Source organism: Mesorhizobium quangtriensis (assembly GCF_040081925.1).
GTDB lineage: Bacteria > Pseudomonadota > Alphaproteobacteria > Rhizobiales > Rhizobiaceae > Mesorhizobium_K > Mesorhizobium_K quangtriensis.
In genome coordinates this window covers 361,440-386,539 of record NZ_JBEBMF010000002.1, presented here as the reverse complement: position 1 = coordinate 386,539, position 25,100 = coordinate 361,440, and the positions used below count along the sequence as shown (strand labels likewise).

The following is a 25,100-nucleotide window of genomic DNA, read 5'->3' as shown; positions in this document are numbered from 1 at the left end:
TCAGAAGAGCCAGCCGAGGGCGGCGTGGGCGGCGAAGCCTGCGGTGCCGACGACGCCGGCGATCACGATCATGGAGACCACGCTGACCGCCCCGCCGATGGCGAGCAGAACGCCGTCCCTCTCCGACAGCGCCAGGCCCAGCAAGGCTGTCGCAAAGGCCGGCAGCCAGTTGCCGAGTGGAATTGGAAGCGTCACGACGATTGCCAGCACGAGCGCCAGGCAACCTATGATGCGGTCACCCTGCTTGCGCCAGAAAGGCCAGTATCGCGGCCGGATCACGCGCTCGATGCGGGCGAGACGCGGTATGATCCATTCCATCGTCGAGCGGAACGTGTCGGCGCTCAGGGACCGCTTGGACAGGGCATCGGGAAGCCAGAGCCTGCGCGTGCCGTAAACCATCTGCGCCGAGACGATGATCAGCGGAATGCCGAGGATCGCCGAAGTACCCGGCGGCAGGGGCAACAGGTTGAAGGCGGCGAAGAGAACCAGGATAGGCGCGAAACCGCGATTGCCGAGCGCGTCGCGGATGTGGCCGATCGAAACCGATCCGTCTGCATCTCGGGCCAGTTGCGCGAAAAGCTCGGACAGCCTTCGCGGCCGCCGGCGCCTTGGTGCACCGTCGTTCGGCCCGCTTTCGAGGCTCGAAGCTTCCGCCGTCATTCCGTCAGCAACCCCACGCCGCACGGTTCATGCAAGTCGGCTCCATTCTGCCCCTTGCGGGTTAACCTATGGTGACGACCATGCCTGGACTGACAAGGCTACCGCGTCACCTCTTGAATTCAAGGATATCGAGCTTGGACTCATATGTGGGGGCGGGAAACTCGATCCGCCACTCCTGCGAACCGGTGCGGAATGCGTAGCCGACCTGATCGGTCTCTGGTCCGCTGCCATAGGGCTTCGCCTTGTCACCTGCGATGAACAGGGAGCCGAGATAGATCATGCGTTTTTCGCTGTCATCGTAGAAGCGGCCGGTCGTGCGCTGGGAGCCGGTCAGCTTGTCGAGCTTCCAACCTGATCCATCGTCGCTCACCCGGCACTTGAACCAGTCGTATATCACCAGCGTCGCGAAGCCGCCCGCCTTGATCGTGCGGCAGCGCCATTCGCCGCCCATGTCGAAATCCGGCGTCGACAGCAGTGGTTTCGCCAGCAACGCATCGAGCTGCGTCACCTCTGCCGGATCGCCCGACTTCGCCTCCGCAAGCGCCGTCTTGCGTGTCTCGTCGTAGTGTTCGAGCCGCGTCTTGTCGGCGGCCGTCATCAGCTTCTGCACCGCGCCGTCGGCGAGAACCGCTGTGGCGGGGAGGGCGAACGCGATCGTCAGCGCAATTGCACGAAGCATGACGGGTCTCCTTGTGGTTTCAGGAGCGAAAAGTCAGGTGAATCAGGCGCTTTTGGGTCAGGTCCGAAATCAGGCCTTGGCGGCGTTGACGATTGCCGGCGTAAGGTCGCCATAGCCGGTAAACCTATATTCGTAGTCCAGCCCGAGATAGTCGGCCGCCCATCTCGCCTTCTTCTGCAACTCAGCGTCTTCGGTCTGCGCCAGATAGACGATCTTGGTGTAGTTGCCGAACACCATCTGACGTAGTTCCGGGTGCTGATCCAGCTTCAGAGGTTCGATCACGAACGCTTCGAACTGCCGGGCGAGCAGGTCCGTCAGGTAGAAGGCGGTGAATTCGTTGTCGATGTTCCCCAGGAACGCTTCGTTGCCCGTGAAGAACGAATAGCAGTGCGGTCCGCCAATCCGCTCGATGCCTTCCTCGGCGCAGATCTTGTCCAGTTGCCCTTGCGTGCCGCATTCGGCATAGCCGATGAAGATGCGCGAATAGCCGTCCGCGTGCGCCTCGGCGATCGCGTCGCGCATGCCGGGCCCGATCTTCTCTGGAAAGACGTGCCAGATGGCCGGCAGGCAGACGAGGTCGACATGCTTCAGGTCATTGGCCTTGCAGATGGCGATGACTTCGCGAGCGATCGCGCCGCAGGCGATGACCCGCACCCGCTCGGCATGCGGCGCCGTCGCGGCGACTTTGCCGCTTTTCGCAATTACATCGGGCGTTTCTTGCGCCATCATGGGTCAACCCAAGGTCATCCGGCCATGCGGGACTGAAAATTCACGCGACGGATGGAACCTATCGTCGCGTTAATTCGTTGCTCTGCGCATTCATCTAGTCATTGAGGGAGACATAGTCGATGAAACTGTCGCGTATCGCAACACTCGCCACGATTCTGGTCTGTGCCATCGCCGTTTCGGCCTGCGCCAACACCGTTCGCGGTGCGAAGCGGGATGTTCAGGCGACCGCCAACGCGATCGAGAACTGATCCGCCAGACTTTCCACGACAAATCCGTTCGACAGCACGTTTTCAGGGCCGCGTTTTTCGCGGCCCTTCATTTATGTACGTTAGGCCGAAGCGCGCAGGTTGTGCTTGCGCTTCATGAAGTCCTTGGCGGTTTCCACCGCCACGGCCGCATCGCGGCAGTAGGCGTCGGCGCCGACAGCCTTGCCGAATTCCTCGTTCAGCGGCGCACCGCCCACCAGCACGACATAGTCGTCGCGGATGCCCTTTTCCTTCATTGTGTCGATCACGACCTTCATGTAGGGCATGGTCGTGGTCAGCAGGGCCGACATGCCGATGATGTCGGGCTGGTGCTGGTCGATCGCATCGAGATACTTCTCGACCGGGTTGTTGATGCCGAGGTCGATGACGTCGAAGCCGGCGCCTTCCATCATCATGCCGACGAGGTTCTTGCCGATGTCGTGGATGTCGCCCTTGACTGTGCCGATGACCATCTTCCCCTGCTTGGGCGCGCCTGTGGCGGCCAGAAGCGGGCGCAGAATGTGCATACCAGCCTTCATGGCATTGGCTGACAGCAACACTTCCGGAACGAACAGGATGCCATCGCGAAAATCCTCGCCGACGATGCGCATCCCCTCGACGAGCGCCTCGGTCAGAACCTTGTAGGGCGCCCAGCCGCGCTCGAGCAGGATGTTGGTGCCCTCTTCGATCTCCTCCTTCAGCCCGTCGTAGAGGTCATCATGCATCTGCTGCACGAGTTCGTCGTCGGAAAGCTCGGAGAGGATGATCTCGTCGTCGGACATTTTGAGCTCCTGTGGCCGCGGGGCCATCATGGCGTGGAAGGGGACGTTGCGGCAATAGGTAGCCTGCAAGGCTTTGACCGCCATAGCCGATTTGCGACGCGCTGCAAAAGGAAAGCGGCAATCGGAGGCAGGAAGGCCTGTTCGAATCCTTGCCGCTTCCGAGAGGCGGTTTTTCCACTCACGGCTTGGTGATGATGCCGGAAACGGGGGTGGTTACCTGCAGATGCCTACTTGTCTTCAAAACACGCCCCCTTAAAGCTTCAGATCGTTAAATCTGTCTGGATAGGGGACATTTCATGCAACTGAACTTCCTGCAGCCTTGGGCGCCGCACATCCTGAGCATCCTACGCATTCTTGCCGCCGCGACTTTTCTCACGCACGGCACGATGAAGCTCTTCGGCTGGCCCGCGCCGTTCCCCTATCCGTTGAACGGGCTGCTCTACACCGCCGCAATCCTGGAAGTCGTGGGTGGTCTGCTTCTCGTCATCGGCCTCTTCTCGCGCCCGGTCGCTTTCATCCTTTCAGGCCTGATGGCCTTCGCCTATTTCCTCGGCCACGCTTCGGGAGGCTTCTTCCCGGCCCTTAATGGCGGCGAGCCGGCACTGCTCTTCTGCTTCGTTTTCCTCTACATCGCGGCTGCGGGGCCCGGGCCCTGGAGCCTCGATGCCGCGCAGGGCAGGGCATAATCACCGACGGAAGATATCCCGTTCCCTGACGGGGTATCCTTCCCGGTTCGCGCTTGACGCTGCCGGAATTCAACGTGTCCGGCTTGTCGGGTTTGCGACAGGCCGTGGCGTTGGCAAGCCGTTTCCACTAGGCTCCATGGCTACGATCCGGCCGTTGGCAGCGCCGTGAACAGTCCGGCTGCGCCGCTTATCCAGGGAAGACATCATGACCGACAATCTCGCAGCCGAACAGGAAGCGCCCGCCGGGCGTCGCGGCCGTGGAGCTAGCGGCGGCGCGGCAGCCCGCCGCGCTGCGCGCACCGGCGGCGGAGCCGGTCCGCAGCTCACCTACATCAAGCGCGAAATCCCGCTTTATGAAGTGCTGAACGAGGAAGGCCTGGCGCTCATCGAGAAGAACGCCGACACCGTCCTTGAGGAAGTCGGCATCATCTTCCGCGATGATCCCGAGGCACTCGAAATCTGGAAGAACGCCGGCGCCGACGTGAAGGGCGACCGCGTCCATTTCCCGAAGGGCCTGCCGCGCTCGCTCCTCAAGACCGCGCCGTCGCAATACATCCAGCATGCCCGCAATCCAGACCGGTCCGTGCAGATCGGCGGCAACGCGACCGTCTTCGCGCCGGTCTATGGCCCGCCCTTCGTGCGCGACCTTGATGGTGTCAGGCGTTACGCCACGATCGAGGATTTTCGCAATTTCGTGAAGCTCGCCTACATGGCGCCGTCCATCCACCATTCGGGCGGCACGGTCTGCGAGCCGGTCGACGTGCCTGTCAACAAGCGCCACCTCGACATGGTCTACAGCCACATCAAATATTCCGACAAACCCTTCATGGGGTCGGTCACCGCTCCTGAGCGGGCGGAAGACACGGTCGCCATGGCCAAGATCGTGTTCGGCGACGATTTCGTCGAGAACAACACGGTGCTGACGTCGCTCATCAACGCCAACTCGCCGATGGTGTTCGACGACACGATGCTGGGCGCCCTCAAGGTGTACGCGCGCCACAACCAGGCCTGTATCGTCACCCCGTTCATCCTCGCCGGCGCCATGAGCCCGGTCACGGTCGCCGGCACACTGACGCAGGTGCTTGCCGAGGTGCTTGCTGGCGCTTCGCTGACGCAGCTTGTGCGGCCTGGCGCGCCGGTGCTGTTCGGCACCTTCGCCTCGTCCATTTCGATGCAGTCCGGTGCGCCGACCTTCGGCACGCCGGAGCCTTCGCTCGTCTCCTATGGCGCCGCGCAGCTTGCGCGCCGTCTCGGTCTGCCGTTCCGTACCGGCGGCTCGCTTTGCGCCTCCAAGGTCCCAGACGCGCAGGCGGCCTATGAGAGCGCCAACACGCTGAACTCGACCGTTCTGTGCGGTGCGAATTTCGTGCTCCATTCGGCCGGCTGGCTCGAAGGCGGTCTGGCATCCTGCTATGAGAAGTTCATGATGGACATCGACCAGCTCGGCATGCAGCAGAAGTTCGCGGCCGGCGTCGATCTCTCGGAGAATGGCCAAGCGATGGACGCCATCCGGCAGGTTGGTCCGGGCAGCCACTTCCTTGGCTGCGATCACACGCAGGCCAACTTCCAGACTGCCTTCTACCGCTCGTCGATCGCCGACAACAATTCCTTCGAGCAGTGGCAGGCCGAGGGCGAGAAGACTGCACCGCAGCGCGCCAACGAGCTCGCCCGCCGCTGGCTCGAATCCTACGAGGCGCCTGCGCTCGATCAGGGTATCGATGAGGCGCTCCTGGCCTTCATCCGCCAGAAGAAGGAGTCGATGCCCGACGCCTTCACGTGAAGGGAGCCCGATTCAGGCCGGGCTAAAGTGGCCGACATCATTCACAAGGAAGTCTGGCGCAGCGCGTTCAAGAGCTGAGCGTCGTCGTGTTCGCTTTCAGTTGGTGTTGTGCGTGGCGTCCACGGCAGGGTCGTAGGGTGCATCGCATAGCGTGACGCCATCGAGTGTGCTGCAATTGGTTGCACCTGCCGGGACTCCAGCGGCGATGTCGGCTTCCGTGGCCGGGAGGGCCGGAGCATTTGCCAGAGGTGCTTCAGGCGATCCCGGCAGGGGTTCTTCCGTCGGCATGGCCGACATGGAAGTCTCCATGGGCTCCTTCGACATCGGCGCGCTCGCTGGGGCCGAGGCGTGAAAGCCGGAGGACGGTGAGGGGGCGTTCCCCGGCATGGGCGGCGGGGGCAACGATGCCGGCTGCATCGCCATCGATTGTGCGGCAACCGGTGCGTAGGAAACGTTCTGCGGTTCGGAGGAAGCGCAGCCGGCCAAGAGGACTAAAAACAGGGCCGGCGTCAGGCGGAATGTCATGCTTGAACTCACGTGGAGCCGCGATGTTTCAGAATTCCGGGCGGGTGGCAAGGCAACAATGATGTGGACGGCCTCCTGTCCCGCCACGAAATCTTGATCGGCTCCGTCCCGGCATTGGTCAGGAACGCGGCGACCGGATAAGGTTCGAAGTGAGTTGCAAGGCAAGGAGCGCAGTCATGAGCCGGCAGGAAATCAGGATAGAGACGGCTGACGGCATAGCGGACGCGAGCCTGATAATGGCCTCAGGCGCCGCCCCCTCGGCCGGCGTGATCATTTTCATGGATGCCTTCGGCGTCAGGCCCGCCCTGGAGCAGATAGCCGAACGTATCGCGGCCGATGGCTATGCGGTTCTGGTACCCGATCTCTTCTACCGGGGAGGACGCTTTGGCCCTTTCGATGCAAAGACGGGTTTCAAGGACGAGGCTTCGGCAACACTCATTCGCGCCGCGATGGGATCCACCACGCAGGCCATGACCGCCAAGGATACTGCCTCGTTCATCGGGGCCTTGGCCGGCCATGGCGTTACCGGGCCGATGGCGGTGGTTGGCTACTGCATGGGCGGCGCACGGGCCATCAACGCGGCGGCTGCGCACCCCGAGCGCATGGTTGCCGCGGCAAGTTTTCATGGCGGCAATCTTGCCAATGATGCGCCTGACAGCCCGCAGATCAACGCCGGCAACATCAAGGCGCGTATCTATGTCGGTGCGGCTGGCGTCGATGGGAGTTTCCCGCCAGAGCAGGCAGGCAAGCTCGCGCATGCCTTCCGGTCGGCCGAGGTGGACCACATCATCGAGAACTATGTCGGCGTGGCGCATGGCTGGTGCGTGCCGGACCACACGGCCTACGATGAGAGGGGCGCGCAGCGTCACTTCGCACGGCTGAAGACGCTGTTCGCCGAGACACTCGGCGGCTGATCAGGCGATGGACGACCCCGACCTGTTCAGGATCGAAGCGGCGCTTTCGGCCCATGGCCTTATACAGCGCGGCGGCTTCAACTTCGCCGATGCCTCGCCTCCGGGTCCATCGGGCCGACCTGCGAAGTCCATCCTTATGGTCGGACAGGCCGGGGATGCGCTATGGCCGCATTTCCTGCGCTGGCGTGAACGGCAATCGGAGTCCATCGCCAACCCGCTCGACACATGGTGCCGGGAGGTCATCGGTGCGGTGGCAGCCTGCTTCGGCGCTCGTGCCGTGTCGCCTTCGGACCGTCCCTACCTGCCGTTCCAGCAATGGGCGATGCGCGCCGAGGGCCTGAAGCCGTCGCCGCTCGGCATCCTCATGCATCCCGAATACGGCCTGTGGCACGCCTATCGCGGCGCGCTGCTGTTGGATGTTGAGATTCCGATTCAGGCGCCTCGCGAGGTGATTCACCTCTGCGATCTATGTACCGGAAAACCCTGCCTGAAATCCTGTCCGGTCGATGCCTATTCGCCCGACGGCTTCGCTTATCAAGCCTGTCTCGGTCATGTCCGCGCGCCCAAGGGCGAGCCCTGTCGAACCAGCGGCTGCCTTGACCGCAACGCCTGCCCATATGGAACGGCTTATCGGTATGCGGCTGCGGAGCAGGCTTTTCACATGGCCGCGTTCATGCGCTGAACGGTGCCGATTACTCGCCCATTTCCTGTATCAGGCCATAAAGATTGGTGCAGCGCGCGCCGGAACGGCAATAGGCGAAGACCGGACCTTCCAGTTCCTCCAGGGCCTCTGCCTGATCGGCGACGTTCTGCTCGGTAATCTGGCCGCTGATGACCGGAATGTAGCGGAATTCCAGCCCCGCCGCCTCGGCCGCCGCCTGTACGCTCGCGGCGGAAGGTTGTCCGGGCTGCTCGTCATCCGGCCGGTTGCAGATGACGCTCTTGAAACCCGCCGCTTTCACAGCTTCGATCTCGCCGGGCGTAATCTGCCCGCTCACCGAATAGTCTTCGCTGATCTGACGGAATTCCATGGTGCACCTCTTGGTCGCGACGGTGGGCCCTTCTAGGGCCGCTTTGCCGCCGTAGCAAGCAAAGCGGTTCCAAAGTTGGCGCCTAGCTGCCCAGTATCGCGCCCTTTATGGCGCCGATGTTGTTCTTCATCATGTCGATATAGGTCGCCGCCGGCCCGTCCGCATCCGACAGCGCGTCGGAATAAAGCGTACCGCCGATCTTCAGCCCGGTTTCGCCGGCAATCTGCTCGATTAGCCGCTGGTTGGTGATGTTTTCGACGAAGATCGCGGACGCCTTGTCCTCGCGCACCTGCCGGATCAGCTTAGCCACGTCAGCCGCAGAAGCCTCCGCTTCCGTCGAGATGCCTTCCGGCGCGAGGAAGGTGATGCCGTAGGCGTGCTCGAAATAGCCGAAAGCATCGTGCGAGGTGATGATGGTCCGCTTGTCGGCCGGGATGGCGGCAACGCCCTCCTTCACTTCGATTTCCAGGGCGTCGAGCTTTTGCGTGTAGGCCTGTGCGTTGGCCTTATAGCTGTCGCATCCGTCCCTGTCGGCGACGCAAAAGGCGTCGGCCACGTTCTTCACGTAGATCCTTGCGTTGGCGATCGACTGGAAGGCGTGCGGGTCGATCGGGCCATGGTCATGCCCGTCCTCATGCACATGGTTGTCCTCACCTTCATGCGCTTCGCCTTCGTGCGCGTGAAGGTGGCCTTCCTCTTGTTCCTCGACGGACAGCGGCTCGACGCCCTTCGTCAGTTCGACGATTGCAGCCTTGGTGCCGCTGGCCTCGACGAGGCGGTTCAGAAAGCCCTCGAAATGCAGGCCGTTCACCAGCACCACGTCGGCTGTTGCGACCGACGCTGCGTCTGTCGGTTTCGGTTCATAGACATGGGCGTCGCCATTCGGGCCGACGAGCGTCGTCAATTCGATGCGGTCGCCGCCCACGTTTTTCGCGAAATCGCCGATGATTGAGAAGCTGGCGACAACCTTCAGTGGTTCAGCGGCGGCGGGCAGGCTCACCAAACCAAATGTTATAACAGAAATCGCCGAAGCGAGCCGAATGGTGGGGTGCATGGTTTTCTCCTGGTCAGGCGGTGCGGTGACGGTGATGGCGGATGCGGGCGCGCAAGGCTCCACGCGGGCCGGCGACGATGGAAAACAGGTATGCCGCGCCGGCCGACAGGATGATCGCGGGACCGGAGGGCAGGGCGGCGTGATAGGACATCAAGAGACCGGCGATGCAGGAGGCGATGCCGATGGCGAGGGCCAGAAGGCACATCGTCCACACGCGGTTCGTCCAGAAGCGCGCGGCAGCGGCCGGCAGCATCATCAGGCCAACGGAGAGCAGCGTACCCAGCGCCTGAAAGCCGCCTACCAGATTGAGCACGACGAGCCCAAGGAAGATGAAATGCACCGGCGTGCCGAGCCGGCTCACCGAGCGCAGGAACAAAGGGTCGAGGCATTCGGCCACCAGCGCCCGCCAGAAGACGGCGAGCGTCAGCAGTGTAACGCCTGCAATCGACGCGATCAGCCGCAGCGCCTCGTCGTTTAGCGCCAGGACCGTGCCGAACAGCACATGCATGAGATCCACGCTCGATCCGCGCAACGAGACGATCATCACGCCAAGCGCCAGCGAGATCAGGTAGAACGCCGCCATCGAGGCGTCCTCCTTTTGCACCGTGAAACGCGAGACCGCCCCGGCCCCCATGGCGACGACGACGCCGGCGATCAGCCCGCCCACCGTCATCGGTATGATCTCCAGCCCGTAGAGCAGGAAGCCGACCGCCGCGCCGGGCAGGATGGCATGCGCCATCGCGTCGCCGGCAAGGCTCATGCGCCGCAGCATCAGGAAGACGCCAACCGGACAGGAGGACAGCGACAGCATCAGCGAGCCGGCAAGCGCGCGCTGCATGAAGCTGAACTCGACGAAAGGTGCGACGAAGAAGTCGTACATGCTCAGGCTGCTTTCGGCCCGTGGTCGTGGTGGTGGTTATCGTCATGATGGTGATGACTATGGCCGGCATGCGCCGCATGACCATGCGCCGCATGACCATGCGCCGCGTGATCGTGCCCATGGCCGTGATCGTGACCGCCCAGTTCCTCCGGTTCGCACCACGGCGCGTCGTCGTGCCAGGCCTCGTCGAAGCGGCGCGCCTTGAGCAGGTTTTCCGCCGTCAGCGCTTCCGCCGTTGGTCCCCACGCCACCGGCCGACGCGCCAGAAGCAGCGTTTCGGGGAAATGTTCGCGCACGAGGTCGAGGTCATGCACGACCACCAGCACCGTCCGCACCTCGCCATGCCAGCGCTTGATCAGCGCGACGAGGTCGGTGACGGTCCTCGCATCGATCGCGTTGAAGGGCTCGTCCAGCAGGATGATTTCGGCGTCCTGCACCAGCACGCGGGCAAAAAGCGCGCGCTGGAGTTGCCCGCCGGAAAGTGTATCCAGCGTACGCTTTTCGAAGCCTTCGAGCCCGACAGCCGATAGCGCCCGCGCCACGGCCGCTCGATCGTCGGCCGTATGGCGTCCGAGAAGCCCGCGTTTCGGCCAAAGGCCCATCGAGACGAGGTCAACCACGCGCGCCGGAAAGCTGCGATCCAATTCGGATTGCTGTGGCAGATAGGCGACGCGCGCGCCCTCCACCTTGATGCTTTCGCCAGCCATCGGCTTCAACACGCCGACGATGCCCTTCATCAGGGTCGATTTGCCGGAACCGTTCGCGCCCACCACGGCAGTCAGCGAACCGCGCCTGACCGTTCCGCTGAGGTGGTGCACTGCCGGATGCTCGTGGTAGCCGAGCGTCAGGTCGCGAAAGGTGAGGGCGGCTTGCGCCATGGGTCGGTCTGCTCCCGGTGGACGCGTTTTGCGTATGTGATGTTATTACATTAGTCAATGTGGGAGAGCTGAACTTTCGTGTTCCTATTCGTCAGGATCGATCGTTGACTCGTCCGGCGGTCGATGGGTAGGTGGTCGCTGGCTGGGGCGGCCGTGCATGGAGGATTTGGTGCCGTCATCAGAGGCTACGAAGATATCCGGCGTTGATTTTGCCAATCACTCCTTCGCTAAGCTGGACGATCTTCCTGCGGCCTCTGTCTCACAGACCGATCTTGTGGTTGCGCTTCAATCGGCTTTTTGGGACATACGGCATCCCCGTCAGACGGCTTGGGGCGAGCACATCCCCTTTATGTTCAGCCTCATGACTTTGGCCAAACCGCGCCGTTTCGTGGAACTCGGCGTCTACAACGGCGCCAGCTTTTTGGCGGCGTGCCAGGCGGTGCGGAGGTGCAACCTCTCCACGACCTGCGTCGCCATCGACAACTGGTTGGGCGATGTGCATGCCGGAAGCTATTCGGAAGATGTGTTCGACAGCTTCGTGGCTGTCCTGAGCGACTACGATGCCTTTGCGGGCTATATCCGCAAGGAGTTCGACCAGGCCCATGTGCAGTTTGCCGACGGATCAATCGATCTGCTTCACGTCGATGGGTTTCACACCACCGAAGCGGTTCAGAACGATTTCGAGACGTGGCTCCCGAAGATGTCCAAGAGAGGCATCATGATGTTTCACGACACCAACGAATTTCGCGAGGGTTTCGGTGTCTGGCGTTTCTGGCAGTCGGTGCGGACGAAGTTTCCGCATTTCGAGTTCATGCACGGACATGGGCTTGGCATTCTTCTTGTCGGAGATAGATCTCCGCTGAGAGAGATGTTCGGTGGTGGCGGCATACCAGCACCAGTCCTATCGAACGAGTTCCTGCAGGCGATGTTTGAGGGAATCGGCCGTCTGGCTTGGGAATCAACCTGGCGCGACAAGCAAAATGCACTCGCCATCAAGAATATGAAGAATTCCACGTTCTGGCGGATCACCGTGCCGCTTCGGGCATTGAAGCGTTTGGTCAGGCGAAAAAAGTGATCCTTGCGATCTTTCCCATTTAGGCACGATTTTTCGGAATGACAGGCTTGCCTTGTCCGTCACCGGAAATCTATGGAAGGCCCGCAACACAGGAAGGAATGCCCAAATGACCATTCGCCGCATCGATGTCGGCCCCCGCATGAGCGGTGTCGTCATCCACAACAACACCGTCTATCTCGCCGGTCAGGTCGGTGAGGGTGCGACCGTCGCCGAGCAGACCAAGGACGTTCTGGCGCAGGTCGATGCGCTGCTCGCCAAGGCCGGCACGAACAAGTCGAAGATCCTGCAGGCCATCATCTGGCTTTCCGACATATCGACCTTCACCGAGATGAATTCGGTCTGGGACGGCTGGGTCGACCCCGCCAACACGCCGGCCCGCGCCACCGGCGAGGCCAAGCTTGCTGCGCCGAAATACAAGGTCGAAATCATCGTCACCGCGGCGCTGGACTGATTTTTCGCGCATCGCGATTCTGAGATGGCCGCCTCCGGGCGGCCATTTTCGTTTTGGGCAGTCGCAAAAAAATCTTTCCACGCCCCCAAGGATCGCCCAAAAGCCTTCGTCCAACGGTCAAATGATGGCGATGATGCTGGATGAAGTCGAGCCGACCGATCTCGATCTGATCGGCAAGGCCCGGAACGGGGACGGCGAGGCTTTCGGCAGGCTTGTCGAAAGACACTACGATTTCATCCATCGTGTCGCGTGGCGCTGGTCGGGCCGCAAGGCCGACGCCGAGGACATCGCGCAAGAAGTCTGCGTAAGGCTTGGCCGAGCGATCAGCGGCTATCGCGGCGGCGGCGCCTTCACCACCTGGCTCTATAAGATGACCATGAACGCCGCGCGCGACATGATGCGCAAGACGAAGCGCGAGAGCGCGAAAGGCGAAGCCTTTGGGCTTCACGTGGTGATCGAGAGCCAGGGCGCAGACGAACCAGACGACCAGGCCGAACGGCTATGGGCACAGGTTCGCAAGCTGTCGGACAAGCAGCGCGACGCGGTGTTGCTCGTCTATGGCGAGGGCCTGAGCCATTCCGCAGCGGCCGACGCCATGGGCTGCGCGGAGGCGACCGTGTCCTGGCATATCCATGAAGCGAAGAAGCGGTTGAAAGTGCTGATGCTTTCGGCCGGGGAAGATTGACCATGGTCGACGACAACGAACTCAAGCGACTGGCGGGGCTCAAGGCTCCCGCGCCGCGCGCCGAGACCAAGGCCCGCGCGCTTTCGGCCGCCATGCAGGCTTTCGAGGAGAAAAATTCGGCCGATCCCAAAGGATCGGAAAACGGGCAGCGTCTCACGGATCGTCTGAGGGAGATCTGGAAAGAGATGATGCAGAAGAAGCTGATCGCTGCGCCGGCGCTGACCGGACTGATCGCGCTGCCGGTTGCCGGCTACACCGCGTTCTACCTGATGCAGGATGCGTCGCGTTTCGGCGGGAATGTTCCCGTTGAGACCACGGCCGTGCGCCAGGAAGAGAAGAAAGCCGACGCCGACAAGCTTGAGGCCGTGCCTCCGGTTGTCCAGGTCGCGCCGAAACCGGAAGCGCCGGCCACCTCCGAAACCTTTGCCGAATCCGAGGTCGGCCGTGGCATCGCCATGCCTGCGCCGGTAGCAGAACCCCGCGGCCGCGTTGGAACGCTGCCGGGCGCCGTGGCCAACTCGAAGCTGATGGCTGATGAGGCATCGCGCGGCATCGCCCCGCCCATGGATGTGCAGGCTCCCGCAGCCGAGGACCGCGAGCGTTTCGCCGAGTTCAAGACCAACCCGGTCCGCGCGGCTGCAACCGATCCCGTCTCCACCTTCTCGATCGATGTCGATACGGCGTCCTATTCTTTCGTGCGCCGTTCGCTGAAGGAAGGCTTCCTGCCGCAGGCCGACACGGTCCGCGTCGAGGAGATGATCAACTATTTCCCCTACGACTGGCAGGGTTCGTCCGACGCCTCGACGCCGTTCAACTCGACGGTCACGGTGATGCCGACGCCGTGGAACCAGCACACCAAGCTGATGCATGTCGCGATCAAGGGTTATGACGTGCAGGCGGCCGAACAGCCGCGCGCCAACCTCGTCTTCCTGATCGATGTGTCCGGCTCCATGAATGCGCCAGACAAGCTGCCGCTGCTGCAGTCGGCTTTCCGTCTGCTGGTGACCAAGCTGAACCCGGAAGACACGGTTTCCATCGTTACCTATGCTGGCGAGGCCGGTACCGTGCTGGAGCCGACCAAGGTTTCTGAACGCTCAAAAATCCTGTCGGCCATCGACAGACTTCAGCCCGGCGGCACGACCGCCGGCGAGGCCGGCATCAAGGAAGCTTATCGGCTTGCGCAGGATTCCTTCGTGCAGGGCGGCGTCAACCGCGTCATGCTTGCCACCGACGGCGATTTCAATGTCGGCCAGACGGATGACGACGATCTCAAGCGCCTGATCGAGGACAAGCGCAAGTCCGGCGTCTTCCTGTCGGTCTTCGGCTTTGGCCGCGGCAATCTCAATGACCAGATGATGCAGGAGGTCGCGCAGAACGGTAACGGGACGGCCGCCTATATCGATACGCTCGCCGAAGCCGAGAAGGTGCTGGTCGAGGAATCGTCCTCGACGCTCTTCCCGATCGCCAAGGACGTGAAGATCCAGGTCGAGTTCAACCCGGCCGCCGTCTCGGAATATCGCCTCATCGGCTACGAGACCCGCGCCCTGAACCGCGAGGACTTCAACAACGACCGCGTCGACGCCGGCGAGATCGGCTCGGGCCATTCCGTCACCGCGATCTACGAGATCACGCCGAAGGGCAGTCCGACGCAGACCATCGACGACCTGCGCTATGGCGAGGCCTCGACCAACAATGGCGGTATCGCGAATGCTGACGAATATGCCTTCGTGAAGATCCGCTACAAGCTGCCGACGAAGGACGTCTCGAAGCTGATCACCACGCCGGTGACGAAGGCCAACGAGGTATCGTCCTTCGACGCTGCGGACGCCGACCGCCGCTTCTCGGTTGCGGTCGCGGCCTTCGGCCAGAAGCTGCGCGGCACTGATCAGGTCGCGTCCTATAGCTACGACGACATCATGAAGATTGCCACTGCCGCCCGGGGAACGGACCCCTTCGGGTACAGGTCCGAGTTCCTCTCGCTTGTGCGCCTAGCCTCGGCGCTCTCAGGCGGAAACCGGTAGTGGCGATAGCGGCCGTGTCCTTTCAGACAGGATCGTTCTGATACGGGGGCATGACCGATGGGCGGGTGAGGCAGGCCGGCGCGGAGGCGGGGGCTTTCCGCCGGCCTTTTTTGCGTGCAGAACCAAGCCCATGAACGGTGAATTCAACGAATGGGATATCGAGCGCACCGGCCTGCGCTCGCTATCCTCGCCAGAGATCAAGCGGTTCTGGGACGGCTACGTTGCCTTCCGCAAGCCCGTCGAAATCGCGCATGGCAGCCTGTGGTCGCGCTGGCGCGTCGTGTCGGAAGACCTCGTCATCTCGCTCTATCTGACGAACCGTAGCGTCGGTGTGTTTGTCAGGGGACAGCGCGGGGAGCGCTACAAGACCACGGTCGAACGGCTGTCAGCCTTTGAGCCCAGCCTCGGTGTCGCTCTCGGAGCCAGCCTGCGCGGCTACGAGGGTTGCTGCTACCTCAGCAACCACGCGCTGCCGGTGACTGATCCCACAAGCTGGCCGCAAGGCTATGCGCTGCTCGCCGAACGCGAGGAACGCTATTTTCGCGTGCTCTCAGCGTTGCCGCGCGACACCGACTAGCCGCGCCGGCGGCGTCGTCCTTCGCCGGCGTTCTCGCCTGACCCGCTCTGGTCGGCGGTCTTGTTGCGCAGCGGCCCGATGCGCGAAACGATCGCCTCGACGGTCGGGCGCTCACCCTTCTTGTGCACGTCCAGCGCCTTGCGCATCGCGGCCAGATGCTCGAAAGAGGTTCCGCAGCAGCCACCGATGATCGTCGCGCCGCTGTCCACCGCCAGCCTCACATAGTCGGACATGAGTTCGGGCGTTCCAGAATAGTGGATTTCGGTTCCGCGGAATTCCGGAATGCCGCAGTTGCCCTTCACGATCACGGTCGCGTCCGGCTTCGCCGCCGTCATGTCGAGCAGGGAGGCGAGGATGTCGGAAGCACCGACGCCGCAATTCGCGCCTACTGCAACGGCGGGCTCAGAGACGCCGTCGGCGACGTGGTGCACGTCCTTCGGCGCGAGGCCCATCATCGAGCGGCCTGCCGTGTCGAACGAGAACGTATAGGTGTAGGGCAGGCCCACCTTGATCGCCGCTTCCGCCGCAGCCTTTGCCTCGTCGGGTGCGGACATTGTTTCGATCCAGGCGATTTCCGCGCCGCCGTCCTTCAGCCCCATGATCTGCTCGGCAAAGGCTTCGACGGCTTCGTCATAGGTCATTGCGCCCAGCGGCTGTAGCAGTTCGCCGGTCGGCCCGACCGACCCGGCCACGATCACCTTGCGGCCAGCCTTGTCGGCCACGGCGCGTGCGATTTCCGCTGCGCGCCGGTTGAGTTCGTGGACCCGATCCTGCGCATTGTGCAGCTTCAGCCGGTGGCGCGTTCCGCCAAAAGAGTTGGTGAGGATGATGTCCGCGCCGGCATCGACGAAATTCTGGTGCAGCGCCGTGATCTTGTCGGGGTCGCTCTCGTTCCACAGTTCAGGCGCTTCGCCCGACGCCAGTCCCATGTTGAACAGGTTCGTGCCGGTCGCGCCGTCGGCAAGCAGCACGCCCTTTTCAGCCAGAAGCGCATTGATCGGGTTGGTCATGGAAACTGACTTTCAAAGGAATGAATTCGAGATAAGGATATAAGCAAGTCTTTATATCGCGTCAATCAAGCTCTTCGCGCTGAAATCCGCCTGCGCCAGCCTGCGGACATAGGCTGCGGTCTCGTGTGCGTTGACTTCGGCCGCGCGGATCAGATTGTCGAAATGGCGCGTCAGCGTGCGGATCGGATCGGTGGCGTTCAGCACAAGATACATGTCGCCGACATAGATTGCAGCCCGGAAGGGGCCGAAAATCGTATAGGGTACTGAGTAGCGCAGGCGCCCGTCATAGAGAAACAGGCGGAAGGTCGGGTAGAGGTCATCCAGCAACTCGGCCATGTGCGCCAGTTGCGCGCGCCGGTCGTGTTCGGCCAGACCGCTCCATACGCCAAGCCCGCGCGCGAAGATGTCCAGCGTATGGCGCGGCATGCAGACCTCCATGTCCGTCTCCGGTCTGCGGTTGTATTCGATGCGGTACTGCGTCTCGTCAGATTGCTTCTCGCGGCTGCGGTTGGAAATGTCGGCTTCGTAGTCGATCAGCGCTTGGGTGCGCAGCAGATCCGGAATGCCGGCCGGGACATATCGAATCTTCGTACCCGCAGCCTCTGCGTGCCAGCGCGCAAGCAAGGTGTGGTTGCGATCGTTCGAGCCTTCCTCGATCTCAAGGCTTTCGCGGATTTCGCCCGTCAGTCCTTCATCCTGGCTCAGCCCCAGAAGCCAATCGAGCGATACCTGGTTTTCGGTCGCAATGTTGAGCAGCGTCTCGGCACGGGGCAGGCGGGTCGAAGTCCCGGACAGCAATTGCGACAGCGCCGAGCGGTCAATGCCCACCGCGGCGGCGAACTCCGACTGATTGCGATCCGATCGCTGCAGCAGGAGTTTCAGGCGTTCCCGGAACACTCCTGAAAGGTCGCGTTTGTCCACGTATTGCCCTCGTCGGATGTGGATTCGTTTTCCTTCGGCCCGCACGGTTCAGCGGGCTTACGAAAGATGAATCCAGTTTGTGTTTATAAATCATAACACATGAGGATTTTGGTGCGCAAACTCTACGTTTTATGCACATTGTCTCATTGAGCCGGCTCACCTCTCCTGACACAATGCTGTCAGGAATCGAAAGATTCCCGACTGGGGTGGTCGACGTTAATGAAAAAGCAGAAAAGGGATAGCAGGCGTGAAGTTGCGGCCATCGAATGGCCGACAGTCTTCCTGATCGGGGCGTGTTACGCTGCCTGGGGTGGGGCAGCGATCTTTCTCTGGCCAAGCTATCCGCTGATTGCGCTTATCGTTCTCGGCGTCGTACTCGCCATGCAGTCTTCCCTCATGCACGAGGCGGCCCACGGGCATCCTACCCGCAAGAGCTGGATCAACGAACTGCTGGTCGGCCTTCCGATCGGGCTCGTCTACCCCTTCCGTCGCTTCAAATCCCTGCACCTGCGCCACCACGCCGATGAGCGCCTGACCGATCCCTTCGACGATCCCGAAAGCTATTACAAGGCGCTCTGGCACCATCAGGAGCTTCCGCCGCTGTTCAAGCGGGTGCTGGCGATCAACAACACGATGGCCGGTCGTTTCGTCCTTGGTCCGTGGCTTGGCTCGATCGGCTTCATGCTCGAGGACGCCAGGCTGATCGCGCAAGGCGACAGGGCGGTCCGCCGGGCGTGGTTCCTTCACGCACTCGGACTGGCGATCGTGCTGCCGGTCGTCCAGTTCGGCTTCGGCATTCCTCTCTGGCTCTATATCCTCGGACCCGTCTGGCTCGGACAGGCGCTGATCTCGGTGCGCACCTTCGCCGAGCACCAATGGTCGGAACGCCCGGACGGCCGCACCATCATCATCGAGCGCTCGCCCTTCGCCTTCCTCTTCCTCAACAACAATCTGCACCTTGTTCATCACAAGAGCCCGAACGTCGCCTGGTACAAGCTGCCGAAGCTGTTTCGCGACCGGCGCGCCCAGTGGGTCGCCATGAACGACGGCTATGTCTTTCCGGGCTATTTCGCGTTGTTCAGGGAATATGCCTTCCGGGCGAAGGAGCCGGTAGAGCATCCCGTCCTACGCCGCGCGCCCGAACCAGGCCGTGCCTTTACGCCACGCATCAGGGCACGCAACGTGTCCGGTCTTGGAACGGTTCCCGTACCGGCCGAGCCGCCGAAGGAGTAGGGGCGCCTCAACCCGTGAGCCTGGCGATCCATGTCTCCACCGGATCGCCGCTGCCGAGGTCAGGCTGGACGAGACCGTCGATCATGAAGGTCGGAGAGACATGGATGCCGTTCTGGCGGCCGTATTTTGAATGCCACTTGATCTCGGCCTCGAGTTCGGGGAACTCGAACGCCTCTTTCAACTCCAATCCGGTATAATCCTCAATTCTCCGGATGATCTGGTTCGGCGTCGCGTCCATGTTCGGTCCCTTGCAATGACGCTCGAACTCGAACTCCTCGCGATGGGCGCCGACCTGCGTCAGCACGCGCCGGGCGTTCTCCTTGCCGCCGGGCAACATGGAGGCGGCCAGGATGCAGCGTACGATGACGCCCGAAAACATGTGCCATGGCTGGGATTGCATGCGCAGCTTCACCGTCACCTTGTCTTCGCGCGCGCCGGCCAGAAGATCGTCCAGCTTGTTGTAAGCCCGCACGGAATAGGGGCAGGTCGGCTCGAGGAACATCTCGAACGTTCGCGGGCCATGTCCCCAGAACAGCGGGTCTGCTTTGCGTTTGGCCTGGGTCATGGGTATTGCTCGATTTTGGTGTTGGGTCCGGGAAGTGAGCACGAGTCGTCCGGAAATCCAATGCGCGGGTCAAGGTATCAATGAAATCGGGTTCTTCGGTGATCGCAGCACTTCCCATGTACGAGTGGCCGGAAACCCGTGCAGCCATCGACGCGGAGTGGGCTGCCCTGCGCACCCGCCTGCTTGACGCCGGCATCGACGCACCCGACCACCTCTTACGCCGAAACGGTGATATGCCGCCCGTTCCCGGCGGCATTCGTGACGCCATGGGCAAGGTCGTGGCGCCCGATCCGGCAACGCTGCCGACCGACAATCTCGACTTCCAGACACTCTGGAAGCATCCCCACCTTCTCCTCGCGCAAACCTGCTGGGGGCCACTCGAGCAGGGGCTTGCCGAACACGTCGTGGTCGTCGGCCAGCCGTCCTATGACGGCATCGAAGGCGGGCAGGGCGCGCTCTACTCAAGCGCCATCCTCATGCGTCGCGGCGACGGGGAAGCGACGGCGTCACCCGCCGACGGTCGTGCCGTCCTCCCGCTCGATCTCATGCGCGGCGTCCGCTTTGCGTACAACGGCACGGACTCCATGTCCGGTGTCATCGCCCTGACCCGCGACCTTGAAGCCGTCGGCGAAAACACTGCCATTTTCTCCGAACGCATCGAAACCGGCGCGCATCGCGCGTCGATCGTCGCTGTCACGGAGGGCAGGGCGGATGTCTGCGCCGTCGATTGCCGGAGCTGGCAGATCGCGCAGCTTTATGAGCCGCGCGCGGCCGACGTTGAAGTGGTCGGCTGGACGGCCCGTCGAAAAGGCCTGCCCTTCATCACCTCGCGCCACACTCCGCCCGACATCGTCGAAAGGCTGCGCGCGGCGCTGTCCGGGGCATAGCCGATCAGGGCATCAACTGGCCGCCGTTCACCTCGATCACCTGTCCGATCACGTAGCCGGAGAGCGCCTCGGAGGCGAGGTAGAGATAGGCCCCGACGCAATCCTCCGCAACGCCGAGCCGTCCCTGCGGGACGGTCTTCAGCATCGCATCGAGCAGTTCAGGCGTCGAGTAGCGTTCGTGAAAGGGCGTCGTGATGACGCCCGGTGCGACCGCATTGACGCGGATGCCGTAGGGAATGAACTCCTTCGCCATGCCGCGCGTGACGTTCGATACGAAGGCCTTCGACGAGCCATAGAGGCCGGCGCCGTTGGCGGCTCCGTTACGCGCCGCAATCGAGGTCGTATTGATGATGAAGCCGCCGTTCTTCTTCAGGTGCGGCAGCGCCGCCTGCGATGCGGTTACGACCGACCGCGCGTTGAGGTCCATCACCGCGTCATAGTCTTCGTCCGTGGCCAGTTCGTAGCGGACGCGCTTCACCATGCCGCCAGCGTTGTTGATCAGTCCGTCCAGTCCGCCGAGAGTGCTCGCCGCATCCTCGATAGCGCGGCGCACTTCTCCTGATTTGGAAAAGTCCGCCTGCACCAGATGCAGCGTCCCGCCTGCCGCCGTGATTTCCTCCGCCAGCATTTCGGCAGCGCCTGCGCTGGCGTTGTAGTGCGCTGCGACCTTCGCGCCCTGTGCGGCAAAAGCCTTTGCAAGGGCCGCGCCGATGCCCGTCGACGCGCCGGTGATCAGCACGGCCTTGCCGGCCAGGTCGGGGATTTTCAAAGCCGTCGCGTCCATCTGCGTCTCCTCCGAGAAATTTTGCGAGACCTTTGCATGTCAGGCGGCGGCGTCAAGCTTTGTAGCGGCGTTGTTCGCTCAGCCGCCTAGCAGGCGCGAGTCCAGCGGATAACTTGAAAGCTGTTCGTTGCCTGCTTCTGTGATCAGTATCTGTTCCTCGATCTTCACGCCTTCATGCCCGCCGAGCCTGCCGATATAGCTTTCCACGCAGAGCACCATACCCGGCTCCAGCACGCCGTCCGGCGTGTCGTTCGTCCAGTCCGCTGCATGCGGCAAGGTGGGATATTCGTCGGCCAGCCCGACGCCGTGATAGAGCACGCCGTAGCGCGTCGGAAAGCAGTCCGGCGGCGGCACCGTCGAGCGCTCCACGAGGTCGCGGAATCCCATACCGGGCTGCATCAGTTCGGTATTGTGAGCGATCTGGTCCGCCGCGATGCGAAAGAGATCGCGTTGCTCCTTGGATGGCTTTCCGTCGCCGCAGAGCCATGTGCGCGAGAGATCGGCGCAGAAACCGTAGGGTCCGATCAGGTCCGTATCGAAGGCGACGAGGTCGCCGGCCTCGATCCTTCGCGACGAGCATTCCTGGAACCACGGATTGGTGCGCGGGCCTGACGACAGCAGACGCGTCTCGATCCATTCGCCGCCGCGCGCGATGTTGGCGCGATGCAGTTCGGCCCACAGCTCGTTTTCGCTGATGCCCGGTTTCAGCGCCGCTTCCATCTCACCCATTGCACACTCGCAGGCCACGATCGCGCGGCGCATGGCCAGAATCTCGTCCGGCGACTTGATGAGGCGCGCGTTCTCCATCACCGCCTCGCCATTGCCGATGCCGATGCCAAGTTTCGCCAGTTCCCCGACGCCTTCCGGATTCAGGTGATCCACTGCGATGCGCATGTTGCCGCCGCCATGCTCGCGCACGAGCTCGGCGATGCCACCGGCCCAGCGACGCACCTTCATGTCCGTCAGTTCGCCGCCGTAGAGATACATCCACGACACCGCCGGCCGTACCTCGTCCACCACGCCGGAATGATCCGACAGGTGCTCGCAGGAGAAATAATCGAACAGCACCACCGGCCCTTCGGTCGCGACGAAGCAGTGGCGCGTCGGGTTGTGCGCGACCCAAAGCTGCATGTTGGTGCTGTCGGTCGCGTAGCGGATGTTGACTGGATCGTAGAGCAGCGCGCCGGCATAGTCGCGTCGCTTCAGTTCGGCGCGGATGCGCTCCAGCCGATACGCGCGCATCGCCGGCAAATCCGGCGCCGCGATACCCGCCGCCGCCCATTCTCGTTCTGCAGTCTCGCCATAGCCCAGCATATGCTGGTTCAGCGCCGCCGCCTTTTCGCGCGCCTGCTGGCGCAGGGTCTCGACATCCGTCTTGGCACCCGGCTCGAAGGGCATGATCTTGCGATGGCGGCCGAAATTGCCTTTCGACGGCGTGTCCATGTGGAGCGGGCTACCCCCGCATCTTCCCGCCATCCGGGTCAAACGGCGGCTCGACGTTGATGCGGGCAGGGCGGCGTTCGCCGAGGATTTCGATCTCGAACAGGCCGTCGCTCTCATTCTCCGCCAGTGCCGTCGGCACGTAGCCCTGCGCCATCGACCTGTTGACGTAGTGCGCAAAGCCGCCCGACGTCACCCACCCGACGACCCGCCACTCGCCGTCGGTGATGCCGCGCACGGCAGACGCGCCGGTCGCGGCCGTCGACCCGCGCGCCTCCTTGCCGGACGCGTCAAAACGCGGCGCGCCGTACCCGTGCGGCTTTTCCACCGTGCCAAAGTCCTTGCCCCCGACTTTGGCCCAGATTGGCTCGTCGCCCATCACGTCGGCATCAAGCGCATCGACGATCAGGGAGACGCGACGAAGCGCGCCACCATCCGCCTTTTCCTTCGCCGCGGCCTCGCGGCCGACAAAGTCGTTTTTCTCCAGCTTGATGAAGCGATCCATCGCGCCCTCGAAAGGCCCGTAGATCGGCCGCAACTCGCGGAACCATGTCGGGAAGTTCTTTTCGAGCCGCATCGACAGCAAAGCGCGCATGCCGAAATCGACGATGCCGAACTCCGCGCCCGCCTCCTTGATCGCCTTGTAGACGAGTCGCTGGTAGGCTGGCGCCATCCAGATCTCGTAGCCGAGGTCGCCGGTATAGGTAATGCGGTTGACCATGCACGGTGCGCCGCCGACCGCCATCTCGCGGAAGTCCATGAACTTGAAAGCCTTCGATGACACGTCGACATCAACCAGCTTCTGCAACAGCTTCTGGCTGTTCGGGCCGGCGATGGAGAGGCCGACCAGTGTCTGGTCGAAACGGTGGATGCGCACGCTGCCGTCTTTCGGCAGGTGCTTCTCGAACCAGCGCATGTGGTATTTCTGCGCGGCTGACGATCCCCAGATCATGAATTTGTCGCCGCCGGTCTTGGCAATCGTAAAGTCGCCGATCAGCTTGCCTTGCTCGTTCAGCATCGGCGTCAGCACGATGCGGCCGGTCTTCGGCATGCGGTTGGTCATCAGCCGATTCAGGAAATCCTCCGAACCAGTTCCGCTGACTTCATATTTCGCGAAGTTGGCGATCTCGGTGACGCCGACGCTTTCGCGCGTCTTCCGCACCTCATTGCCGATATGCTCGAAGTCGTTGGAGCGGCGATAGGAGACGATGTCCTTCGGTTCCGTCCCCTTCGGCGCGAACCAGAGCGGCGTTTCCAGGCCCCAGCTATCGCCCATGACGGCATTGTTCGCGACCATCGTGTCGTAGAGCGGGGTGGTTTGCGCGGGGCGCGCCGCCGGCAGTTCTTCGTTGGGGAAGCGGATCGAGAAACGCCGCGAATAATTCTCACGCACCTTGGCGTTGGTGTAGCGCAGGCTTGCCCATTCGCCGAAGCGCGCCACGTCCATGCCCCAGACGTCGAAGCCGGGATCGCCATTCACCATCCAGTTTGAAAGCGCGAGCCCCACGCCGCCGCCCTGGCTGAACCCTGCCATGACGGCGCAGGCGCACCAGAAGTTGGTCAGGCCCTGCACCGGGCCGACCAGCGGGTTGCCGTCGGGCGCGAAGGTGAAGGGGCCGTTGATGATCTGCTTGATGCCAGCCTTTTCGATGCCGGGGAAATGCTTGAAGCCGATTTCAAGCGACGGCGCGATGCGGTCGATGTCCGGCTGCAGCAACTCATGGCCGAAGTTCCACGGCGTCTCCACAGGCGACCACGGCTTGCAGGCCTTTTCATAGGTGCCGAGCAGCACGCCGTTGCGCTCCTGCCGGGTGTAGATCTCGCCCTTGAAATCGAGCACGCCGACCATCTCGCGGCCGGTCGATTTGTTGAATTCCTCGACCTCCGGCATCGGCTCGGTCAGCAGGTACATGTGTTCCATCGCGAGCAGCGGCAGTTCGACGCCGACCATCCGGCCGACCTCGCGCGCCCACAGGCCGCCGCAGTTCACGACATGCTCGGCCTGAACTGTGCCCTGTTCGGTGACGACGTTCCATGTGCCGTCCACTTCCTGCGTCAGCTCGACGACCCGGTTGCGCAGAACGATCTCCGCGCCCAGCTTGCGCGCCGCCTTGGCGTAAGCATGCGTTGTCCCGGACGGATCGAGGTGGCCTTCGACCGGATCCCACATGGCCCCGACGAAATTCGTCTCGTCCATCAGCGGGAACATCGCCTTGGCTTCCGACGGCGTGATCAGTTCGGTGTCCATGCCGAGATAGCGGCCCTTGGCGTGCGCCAGTCGCAGGAAGTCCATGCGCTCGGGCGTATCGGCCATCATCACGCCGCCGGTCAGGTGCAGCGAGCAGGACTGGCCGGAAAGCTCCTCCAACTCCTTGTAGAGCTGCACCGTATAGGCTTGCAGCTTGGCGACGTTCGGGTCGCCGTTCAGCGTATGGAAACCGCCCGCCGCATGCCATGACGAGCCGGACGTCAGTTCGGAGCGCTCGATCAGCACTACGTCGGTCCAGCCGGCGCGAGCCAGATGATAAAGCACCGAGCAGCCGACGACACCGCCGCCTATGACAACCGCCTTTACGTGGGATTTCATGTGGTTCGTTCCGTGAGATGA

At 62.7% G+C, this 25,100-nt stretch carries 27 protein-coding genes; 12 read left to right on the top strand and 15 right to left on the bottom strand.

The window, feature by feature from the left end; all coding sequences use genetic code 11:
- The 3 genes from ABMA32_RS10585 to ABMA32_RS10575 all read right to left on the bottom strand — a co-directional run bounded on the left by ABMA32_RS10585 (position 1) and on the right by ABMA32_RS10575 (position 2,068).
- Entirely contained in the window at positions 1–660 is a 660-nt protein-coding gene (locus ABMA32_RS10585) for an exopolysaccharide biosynthesis protein (protein WP_349013730.1), read from the bottom strand.
- Positions 661–766: 106 nt separating this feature from the next.
- A complete protein-coding gene (locus ABMA32_RS10580) occupies positions 767–1,339 on the bottom strand; it encodes a DUF4893 domain-containing protein (protein WP_349013729.1) in 573 nt (190 codons plus the stop codon).
- Between the two features lie 69 nt (positions 1,340–1,408).
- Positions 1,409–2,068 (bottom strand): DUF1638 domain-containing protein, encoded by a 660-nt coding sequence (locus tag ABMA32_RS10575; RefSeq protein ID WP_349013728.1) that lies wholly within the window; start codon positions 2,066–2,068, stop codon positions 1,409–1,411.
- A 119-nt stretch (positions 2,069–2,187) separates the two neighbouring features.
- Between ABMA32_RS10575 and ABMA32_RS10570 the strand changes: the two genes are divergently transcribed.
- Positions 2,188–2,316: an EncA/B family entericidin gene (locus ABMA32_RS10570; RefSeq protein WP_292764711.1), complete on the top strand. Its 129-nt coding sequence runs from the start codon at positions 2,188–2,190 to the stop codon at positions 2,314–2,316.
- A gap of 80 nt (positions 2,317–2,396) precedes the next feature.
- Here ABMA32_RS10570 and ABMA32_RS10565 read toward each other — a convergent pair whose 3' ends face one another.
- Positions 2,397–3,095, bottom strand: coding sequence for a corrinoid protein (locus ABMA32_RS10565; protein ID WP_349013727.1), 699 nt, complete (start codon positions 3,093–3,095; stop codon positions 2,397–2,399).
- A 296-nt stretch (positions 3,096–3,391) separates the two neighbouring features.
- On the opposite strand from ABMA32_RS10565, the gene ABMA32_RS10560 reads away from it, so the two are divergent.
- Together ABMA32_RS10560 and ABMA32_RS10555 are read left to right on the top strand one after the other, a co-directional pair.
- Entirely contained in the window at positions 3,392–3,781 is a 390-nt protein-coding gene (locus ABMA32_RS10560) for a DoxX family protein (protein ID WP_349013726.1), read from the top strand.
- A 205-nt stretch (positions 3,782–3,986) separates the two neighbouring features.
- Positions 3,987–5,561, top strand: coding sequence for a trimethylamine methyltransferase family protein (locus ABMA32_RS10555; protein ID WP_349013725.1), 1,575 nt, complete (start codon positions 3,987–3,989; stop codon positions 5,559–5,561).
- A gap of 96 nt (positions 5,562–5,657) precedes the next feature.
- Here ABMA32_RS10555 and ABMA32_RS10550 read toward each other — a convergent pair whose 3' ends face one another.
- The gene (locus ABMA32_RS10550; protein ID WP_349013724.1) at positions 5,658–5,885 is read right to left on the bottom strand and encodes a hypothetical protein; all 228 of its coding nucleotides are present in this window, start codon (positions 5,883–5,885) and stop codon (positions 5,658–5,660) included.
- A 377-nt stretch (positions 5,886–6,262) separates the two neighbouring features.
- On the opposite strand from ABMA32_RS10550, the gene ABMA32_RS10545 reads away from it, so the two are divergent.
- Together ABMA32_RS10545 and ABMA32_RS10540 are read left to right on the top strand one after the other, a co-directional pair.
- Positions 6,263–7,000: a dienelactone hydrolase family protein gene (locus ABMA32_RS10545; protein WP_349013723.1), complete on the top strand. Its 738-nt coding sequence runs from the start codon at positions 6,263–6,265 to the stop codon at positions 6,998–7,000.
- A gap of 7 nt (positions 7,001–7,007) precedes the next feature.
- Positions 7,008–7,682, top strand: a complete 675-nt coding sequence (locus ABMA32_RS10540; protein WP_349013722.1) for a 4Fe-4S dicluster domain-containing protein — start codon at positions 7,008–7,010, stop codon at positions 7,680–7,682.
- Between the two features lie 10 nt (positions 7,683–7,692).
- On the opposite strand, the gene ABMA32_RS10535 is transcribed toward ABMA32_RS10540, so the two are convergent.
- From ABMA32_RS10535 to aztA, 4 genes are all read right to left on the bottom strand, one after another.
- The gene (locus ABMA32_RS10535) at positions 7,693–8,031 is read right to left on the bottom strand and encodes a protein tyrosine phosphatase family protein (protein WP_349013721.1); all 339 of its coding nucleotides are present in this window, start codon (positions 8,029–8,031) and stop codon (positions 7,693–7,695) included.
- An 82-nt stretch (positions 8,032–8,113) separates the two neighbouring features.
- Positions 8,114–9,085 carry a zinc ABC transporter substrate-binding protein AztC gene (gene aztC / locus ABMA32_RS10530; protein ID WP_349013720.1) on the bottom strand — a complete coding sequence of 324 codons (972 nt, stop codon included), beginning with the start codon at positions 9,083–9,085 and terminating at the stop codon, positions 8,114–8,116.
- 13 nt (positions 9,086–9,098) lie between these two features.
- Positions 9,099–9,965, bottom strand: coding sequence for a zinc ABC transporter permease AztB (gene aztB, locus ABMA32_RS10525; RefSeq protein ID WP_349013719.1), 867 nt, complete (start codon positions 9,963–9,965; stop codon positions 9,099–9,101).
- Positions 9,966–9,967: 2 nt separating this feature from the next.
- A complete protein-coding gene (aztA, locus tag ABMA32_RS10520; RefSeq protein WP_349013718.1) occupies positions 9,968–10,843 on the bottom strand; it encodes a zinc ABC transporter ATP-binding protein AztA in 876 nt (291 codons plus the stop codon).
- A 157-nt stretch (positions 10,844–11,000) separates the two neighbouring features.
- Here aztA and ABMA32_RS10515 point away from each other — a divergent pair, with 157 nt between their 5' ends.
- The 5 genes from ABMA32_RS10515 (at position 11,001) to ABMA32_RS10495 (ending at position 15,652) form a co-directional block, all read left to right on the top strand.
- Positions 11,001–11,918: a class I SAM-dependent methyltransferase gene (locus ABMA32_RS10515; RefSeq protein ID WP_349013717.1), complete on the top strand. Its 918-nt coding sequence runs from the start codon at positions 11,001–11,003 to the stop codon at positions 11,916–11,918.
- A 106-nt stretch (positions 11,919–12,024) separates the two neighbouring features.
- Positions 12,025–12,369: a RidA family protein gene (locus ABMA32_RS10510; protein ID WP_349013716.1), complete on the top strand. Its 345-nt coding sequence runs from the start codon at positions 12,025–12,027 to the stop codon at positions 12,367–12,369.
- A 124-nt stretch (positions 12,370–12,493) separates the two neighbouring features.
- Positions 12,494–13,054: an RNA polymerase sigma factor gene (locus ABMA32_RS10505; protein ID WP_349014712.1), complete on the top strand. Its 561-nt coding sequence runs from the start codon at positions 12,494–12,496 to the stop codon at positions 13,052–13,054.
- Positions 13,055–13,056: 2 nt separating this feature from the next.
- Positions 13,057–15,075 carry a vWA domain-containing protein gene (locus tag ABMA32_RS10500; protein ID WP_349013715.1) on the top strand — a complete coding sequence of 673 codons (2,019 nt, stop codon included), beginning with the start codon at positions 13,057–13,059 and terminating at the stop codon, positions 15,073–15,075.
- Between the two features lie 130 nt (positions 15,076–15,205).
- Entirely contained in the window at positions 15,206–15,652 is a 447-nt protein-coding gene (locus ABMA32_RS10495) for a hypothetical protein (protein ID WP_349013714.1), read from the top strand.
- Here ABMA32_RS10495 and bmt read toward each other — a convergent pair.
- Complete coding sequence (gene bmt / locus ABMA32_RS10490) at positions 15,649–16,662, bottom strand: betaine--homocysteine S-methyltransferase (RefSeq protein ID WP_349013713.1); 1,014 nt, start codon at positions 16,660–16,662, stop codon at positions 15,649–15,651. The two genes, ABMA32_RS10495 and bmt, sit on opposite strands and share 4 nt — an antisense overlap.
- 51 nt (positions 16,663–16,713) lie before the next feature.
- The gene (locus ABMA32_RS10485; protein ID WP_349013712.1) at positions 16,714–17,583 is read right to left on the bottom strand and encodes a helix-turn-helix domain-containing protein; all 870 of its coding nucleotides are present in this window, start codon (positions 17,581–17,583) and stop codon (positions 16,714–16,716) included.
- A 219-nt stretch (positions 17,584–17,802) separates the two neighbouring features.
- Between ABMA32_RS10485 and ABMA32_RS10480 the strand changes: the two genes are divergently transcribed.
- Complete coding sequence (locus ABMA32_RS10480; protein WP_349013711.1) at positions 17,803–18,816, top strand: fatty acid desaturase; 1,014 nt, start codon at positions 17,803–17,805, stop codon at positions 18,814–18,816.
- Between the two features lie 7 nt (positions 18,817–18,823).
- Here the strand turns inward: ABMA32_RS10480 and ABMA32_RS10475 are convergent, their stop codons facing one another.
- Positions 18,824–19,381, bottom strand: a complete 558-nt coding sequence (locus tag ABMA32_RS10475; RefSeq protein ID WP_349013710.1) for a DsbA family protein — start codon at positions 19,379–19,381, stop codon at positions 18,824–18,826.
- An 80-nt stretch (positions 19,382–19,461) separates the two neighbouring features.
- Here ABMA32_RS10475 and ABMA32_RS10470 point away from each other — a divergent pair, with 80 nt between their 5' ends.
- Complete coding sequence (locus tag ABMA32_RS10470; RefSeq protein ID WP_349013709.1) at positions 19,462–20,268, top strand: phosphate/phosphite/phosphonate ABC transporter substrate-binding protein; 807 nt, start codon at positions 19,462–19,464, stop codon at positions 20,266–20,268.
- A gap of 4 nt (positions 20,269–20,272) precedes the next feature.
- Here the strand turns inward: ABMA32_RS10470 and ABMA32_RS10465 are convergent, their stop codons facing one another.
- From ABMA32_RS10465 to ABMA32_RS10455, 3 genes are all read right to left on the bottom strand, one after another.
- A complete protein-coding gene (locus ABMA32_RS10465; RefSeq protein WP_349013708.1) occupies positions 20,273–21,052 on the bottom strand; it encodes an SDR family NAD(P)-dependent oxidoreductase in 780 nt (259 codons plus the stop codon).
- A 78-nt stretch (positions 21,053–21,130) separates the two neighbouring features.
- Entirely contained in the window at positions 21,131–22,495 is a 1,365-nt protein-coding gene (locus ABMA32_RS10460) for a M24 family metallopeptidase (protein WP_349013707.1), read from the bottom strand.
- Positions 22,496–22,505: 10 nt separating this feature from the next.
- Complete coding sequence (locus ABMA32_RS10455) at positions 22,506–25,079, bottom strand: GcvT family protein (protein WP_349013706.1); 2,574 nt, start codon at positions 25,077–25,079, stop codon at positions 22,506–22,508.
- Positions 25,080–25,100 lie beyond the last annotated feature (21 nt).

Coding starts and splice junctions, on each gene's coding strand:
- ABMA32_RS10465 (WP_349013708.1), bottom strand. CDS start 21,052: ATGGACGCGACGGCTTTGAAAATCCCCGACCTGGCCGGCAAGGCCGTG.
- ABMA32_RS10545 (WP_349013723.1), top strand. CDS start 6,263: ATGAGCCGGCAGGAAATCAGGATAGAGACGGCTGACGGCATAGCGGAC.
- ABMA32_RS10575 (WP_349013728.1), bottom strand. CDS start 2,068: ATGATGGCGCAAGAAACGCCCGATGTAATTGCGAAAAGCGGCAAAGTC.
- ABMA32_RS10510 (WP_349013716.1), top strand. CDS start 12,025: ATGACCATTCGCCGCATCGATGTCGGCCCCCGCATGAGCGGTGTCGTC.
- ABMA32_RS10540 (WP_349013722.1), top strand. CDS start 7,008: ATGGACGACCCCGACCTGTTCAGGATCGAAGCGGCGCTTTCGGCCCAT.
- aztC (WP_349013720.1), bottom strand. CDS start 9,085: ATGCACCCCACCATTCGGCTCGCTTCGGCGATTTCTGTTATAACATTT.
- ABMA32_RS10550 (WP_349013724.1), bottom strand. CDS start 5,885: ATGTCGAAGGAGCCCATGGAGACTTCCATGTCGGCCATGCCGACGGAA.
- ABMA32_RS10500 (WP_349013715.1), top strand. CDS start 13,057: ATGGTCGACGACAACGAACTCAAGCGACTGGCGGGGCTCAAGGCTCCC.
- ABMA32_RS10505 (WP_349014712.1), top strand. CDS start 12,494: ATGGCGATGATGCTGGATGAAGTCGAGCCGACCGATCTCGATCTGATC.
- ABMA32_RS10455 (WP_349013706.1), bottom strand. CDS start 25,079: ATGAAATCCCACGTAAAGGCGGTTGTCATAGGCGGCGGTGTCGTCGGC.
- ABMA32_RS10565 (WP_349013727.1), bottom strand. CDS start 3,095: ATGTCCGACGACGAGATCATCCTCTCCGAGCTTTCCGACGACGAACTC.
- aztA (WP_349013718.1), bottom strand. CDS start 10,843: ATGGCGCAAGCCGCCCTCACCTTTCGCGACCTGACGCTCGGCTACCAC.
- ABMA32_RS10555 (WP_349013725.1), top strand. CDS start 3,987: ATGACCGACAATCTCGCAGCCGAACAGGAAGCGCCCGCCGGGCGTCGC.
- bmt (WP_349013713.1), bottom strand. CDS start 16,662: ATGACCAACCCGATCAATGCGCTTCTGGCTGAAAAGGGCGTGCTGCTT.
- ABMA32_RS10475 (WP_349013710.1), bottom strand. CDS start 19,381: ATGACCCAGGCCAAACGCAAAGCAGACCCGCTGTTCTGGGGACATGGC.
- ABMA32_RS10460 (WP_349013707.1), bottom strand. CDS start 22,495: ATGGACACGCCGTCGAAAGGCAATTTCGGCCGCCATCGCAAGATCATG.
- ABMA32_RS10495 (WP_349013714.1), top strand. CDS start 15,206: ATGAACGGTGAATTCAACGAATGGGATATCGAGCGCACCGGCCTGCGC.
- ABMA32_RS10585 (WP_349013730.1), bottom strand. CDS start 660: ATGACGGCGGAAGCTTCGAGCCTCGAAAGCGGGCCGAACGACGGTGCA.
- ABMA32_RS10535 (WP_349013721.1), bottom strand. CDS start 8,031: ATGGAATTCCGTCAGATCAGCGAAGACTATTCGGTGAGCGGGCAGATT.
- aztB (WP_349013719.1), bottom strand. CDS start 9,965: ATGTACGACTTCTTCGTCGCACCTTTCGTCGAGTTCAGCTTCATGCAG.
- ABMA32_RS10480 (WP_349013711.1), top strand. CDS start 17,803: ATGAAAAAGCAGAAAAGGGATAGCAGGCGTGAAGTTGCGGCCATCGAA.
- ABMA32_RS10515 (WP_349013717.1), top strand. CDS start 11,001: ATGGAGGATTTGGTGCCGTCATCAGAGGCTACGAAGATATCCGGCGTT.
- ABMA32_RS10570 (WP_292764711.1), top strand. CDS start 2,188: ATGAAACTGTCGCGTATCGCAACACTCGCCACGATTCTGGTCTGTGCC.
- ABMA32_RS10470 (WP_349013709.1), top strand. CDS start 19,462: ATGAAATCGGGTTCTTCGGTGATCGCAGCACTTCCCATGTACGAGTGG.
- ABMA32_RS10580 (WP_349013729.1), bottom strand. CDS start 1,339: ATGCTTCGTGCAATTGCGCTGACGATCGCGTTCGCCCTCCCCGCCACA.
- ABMA32_RS10560 (WP_349013726.1), top strand. CDS start 3,392: ATGCAACTGAACTTCCTGCAGCCTTGGGCGCCGCACATCCTGAGCATC.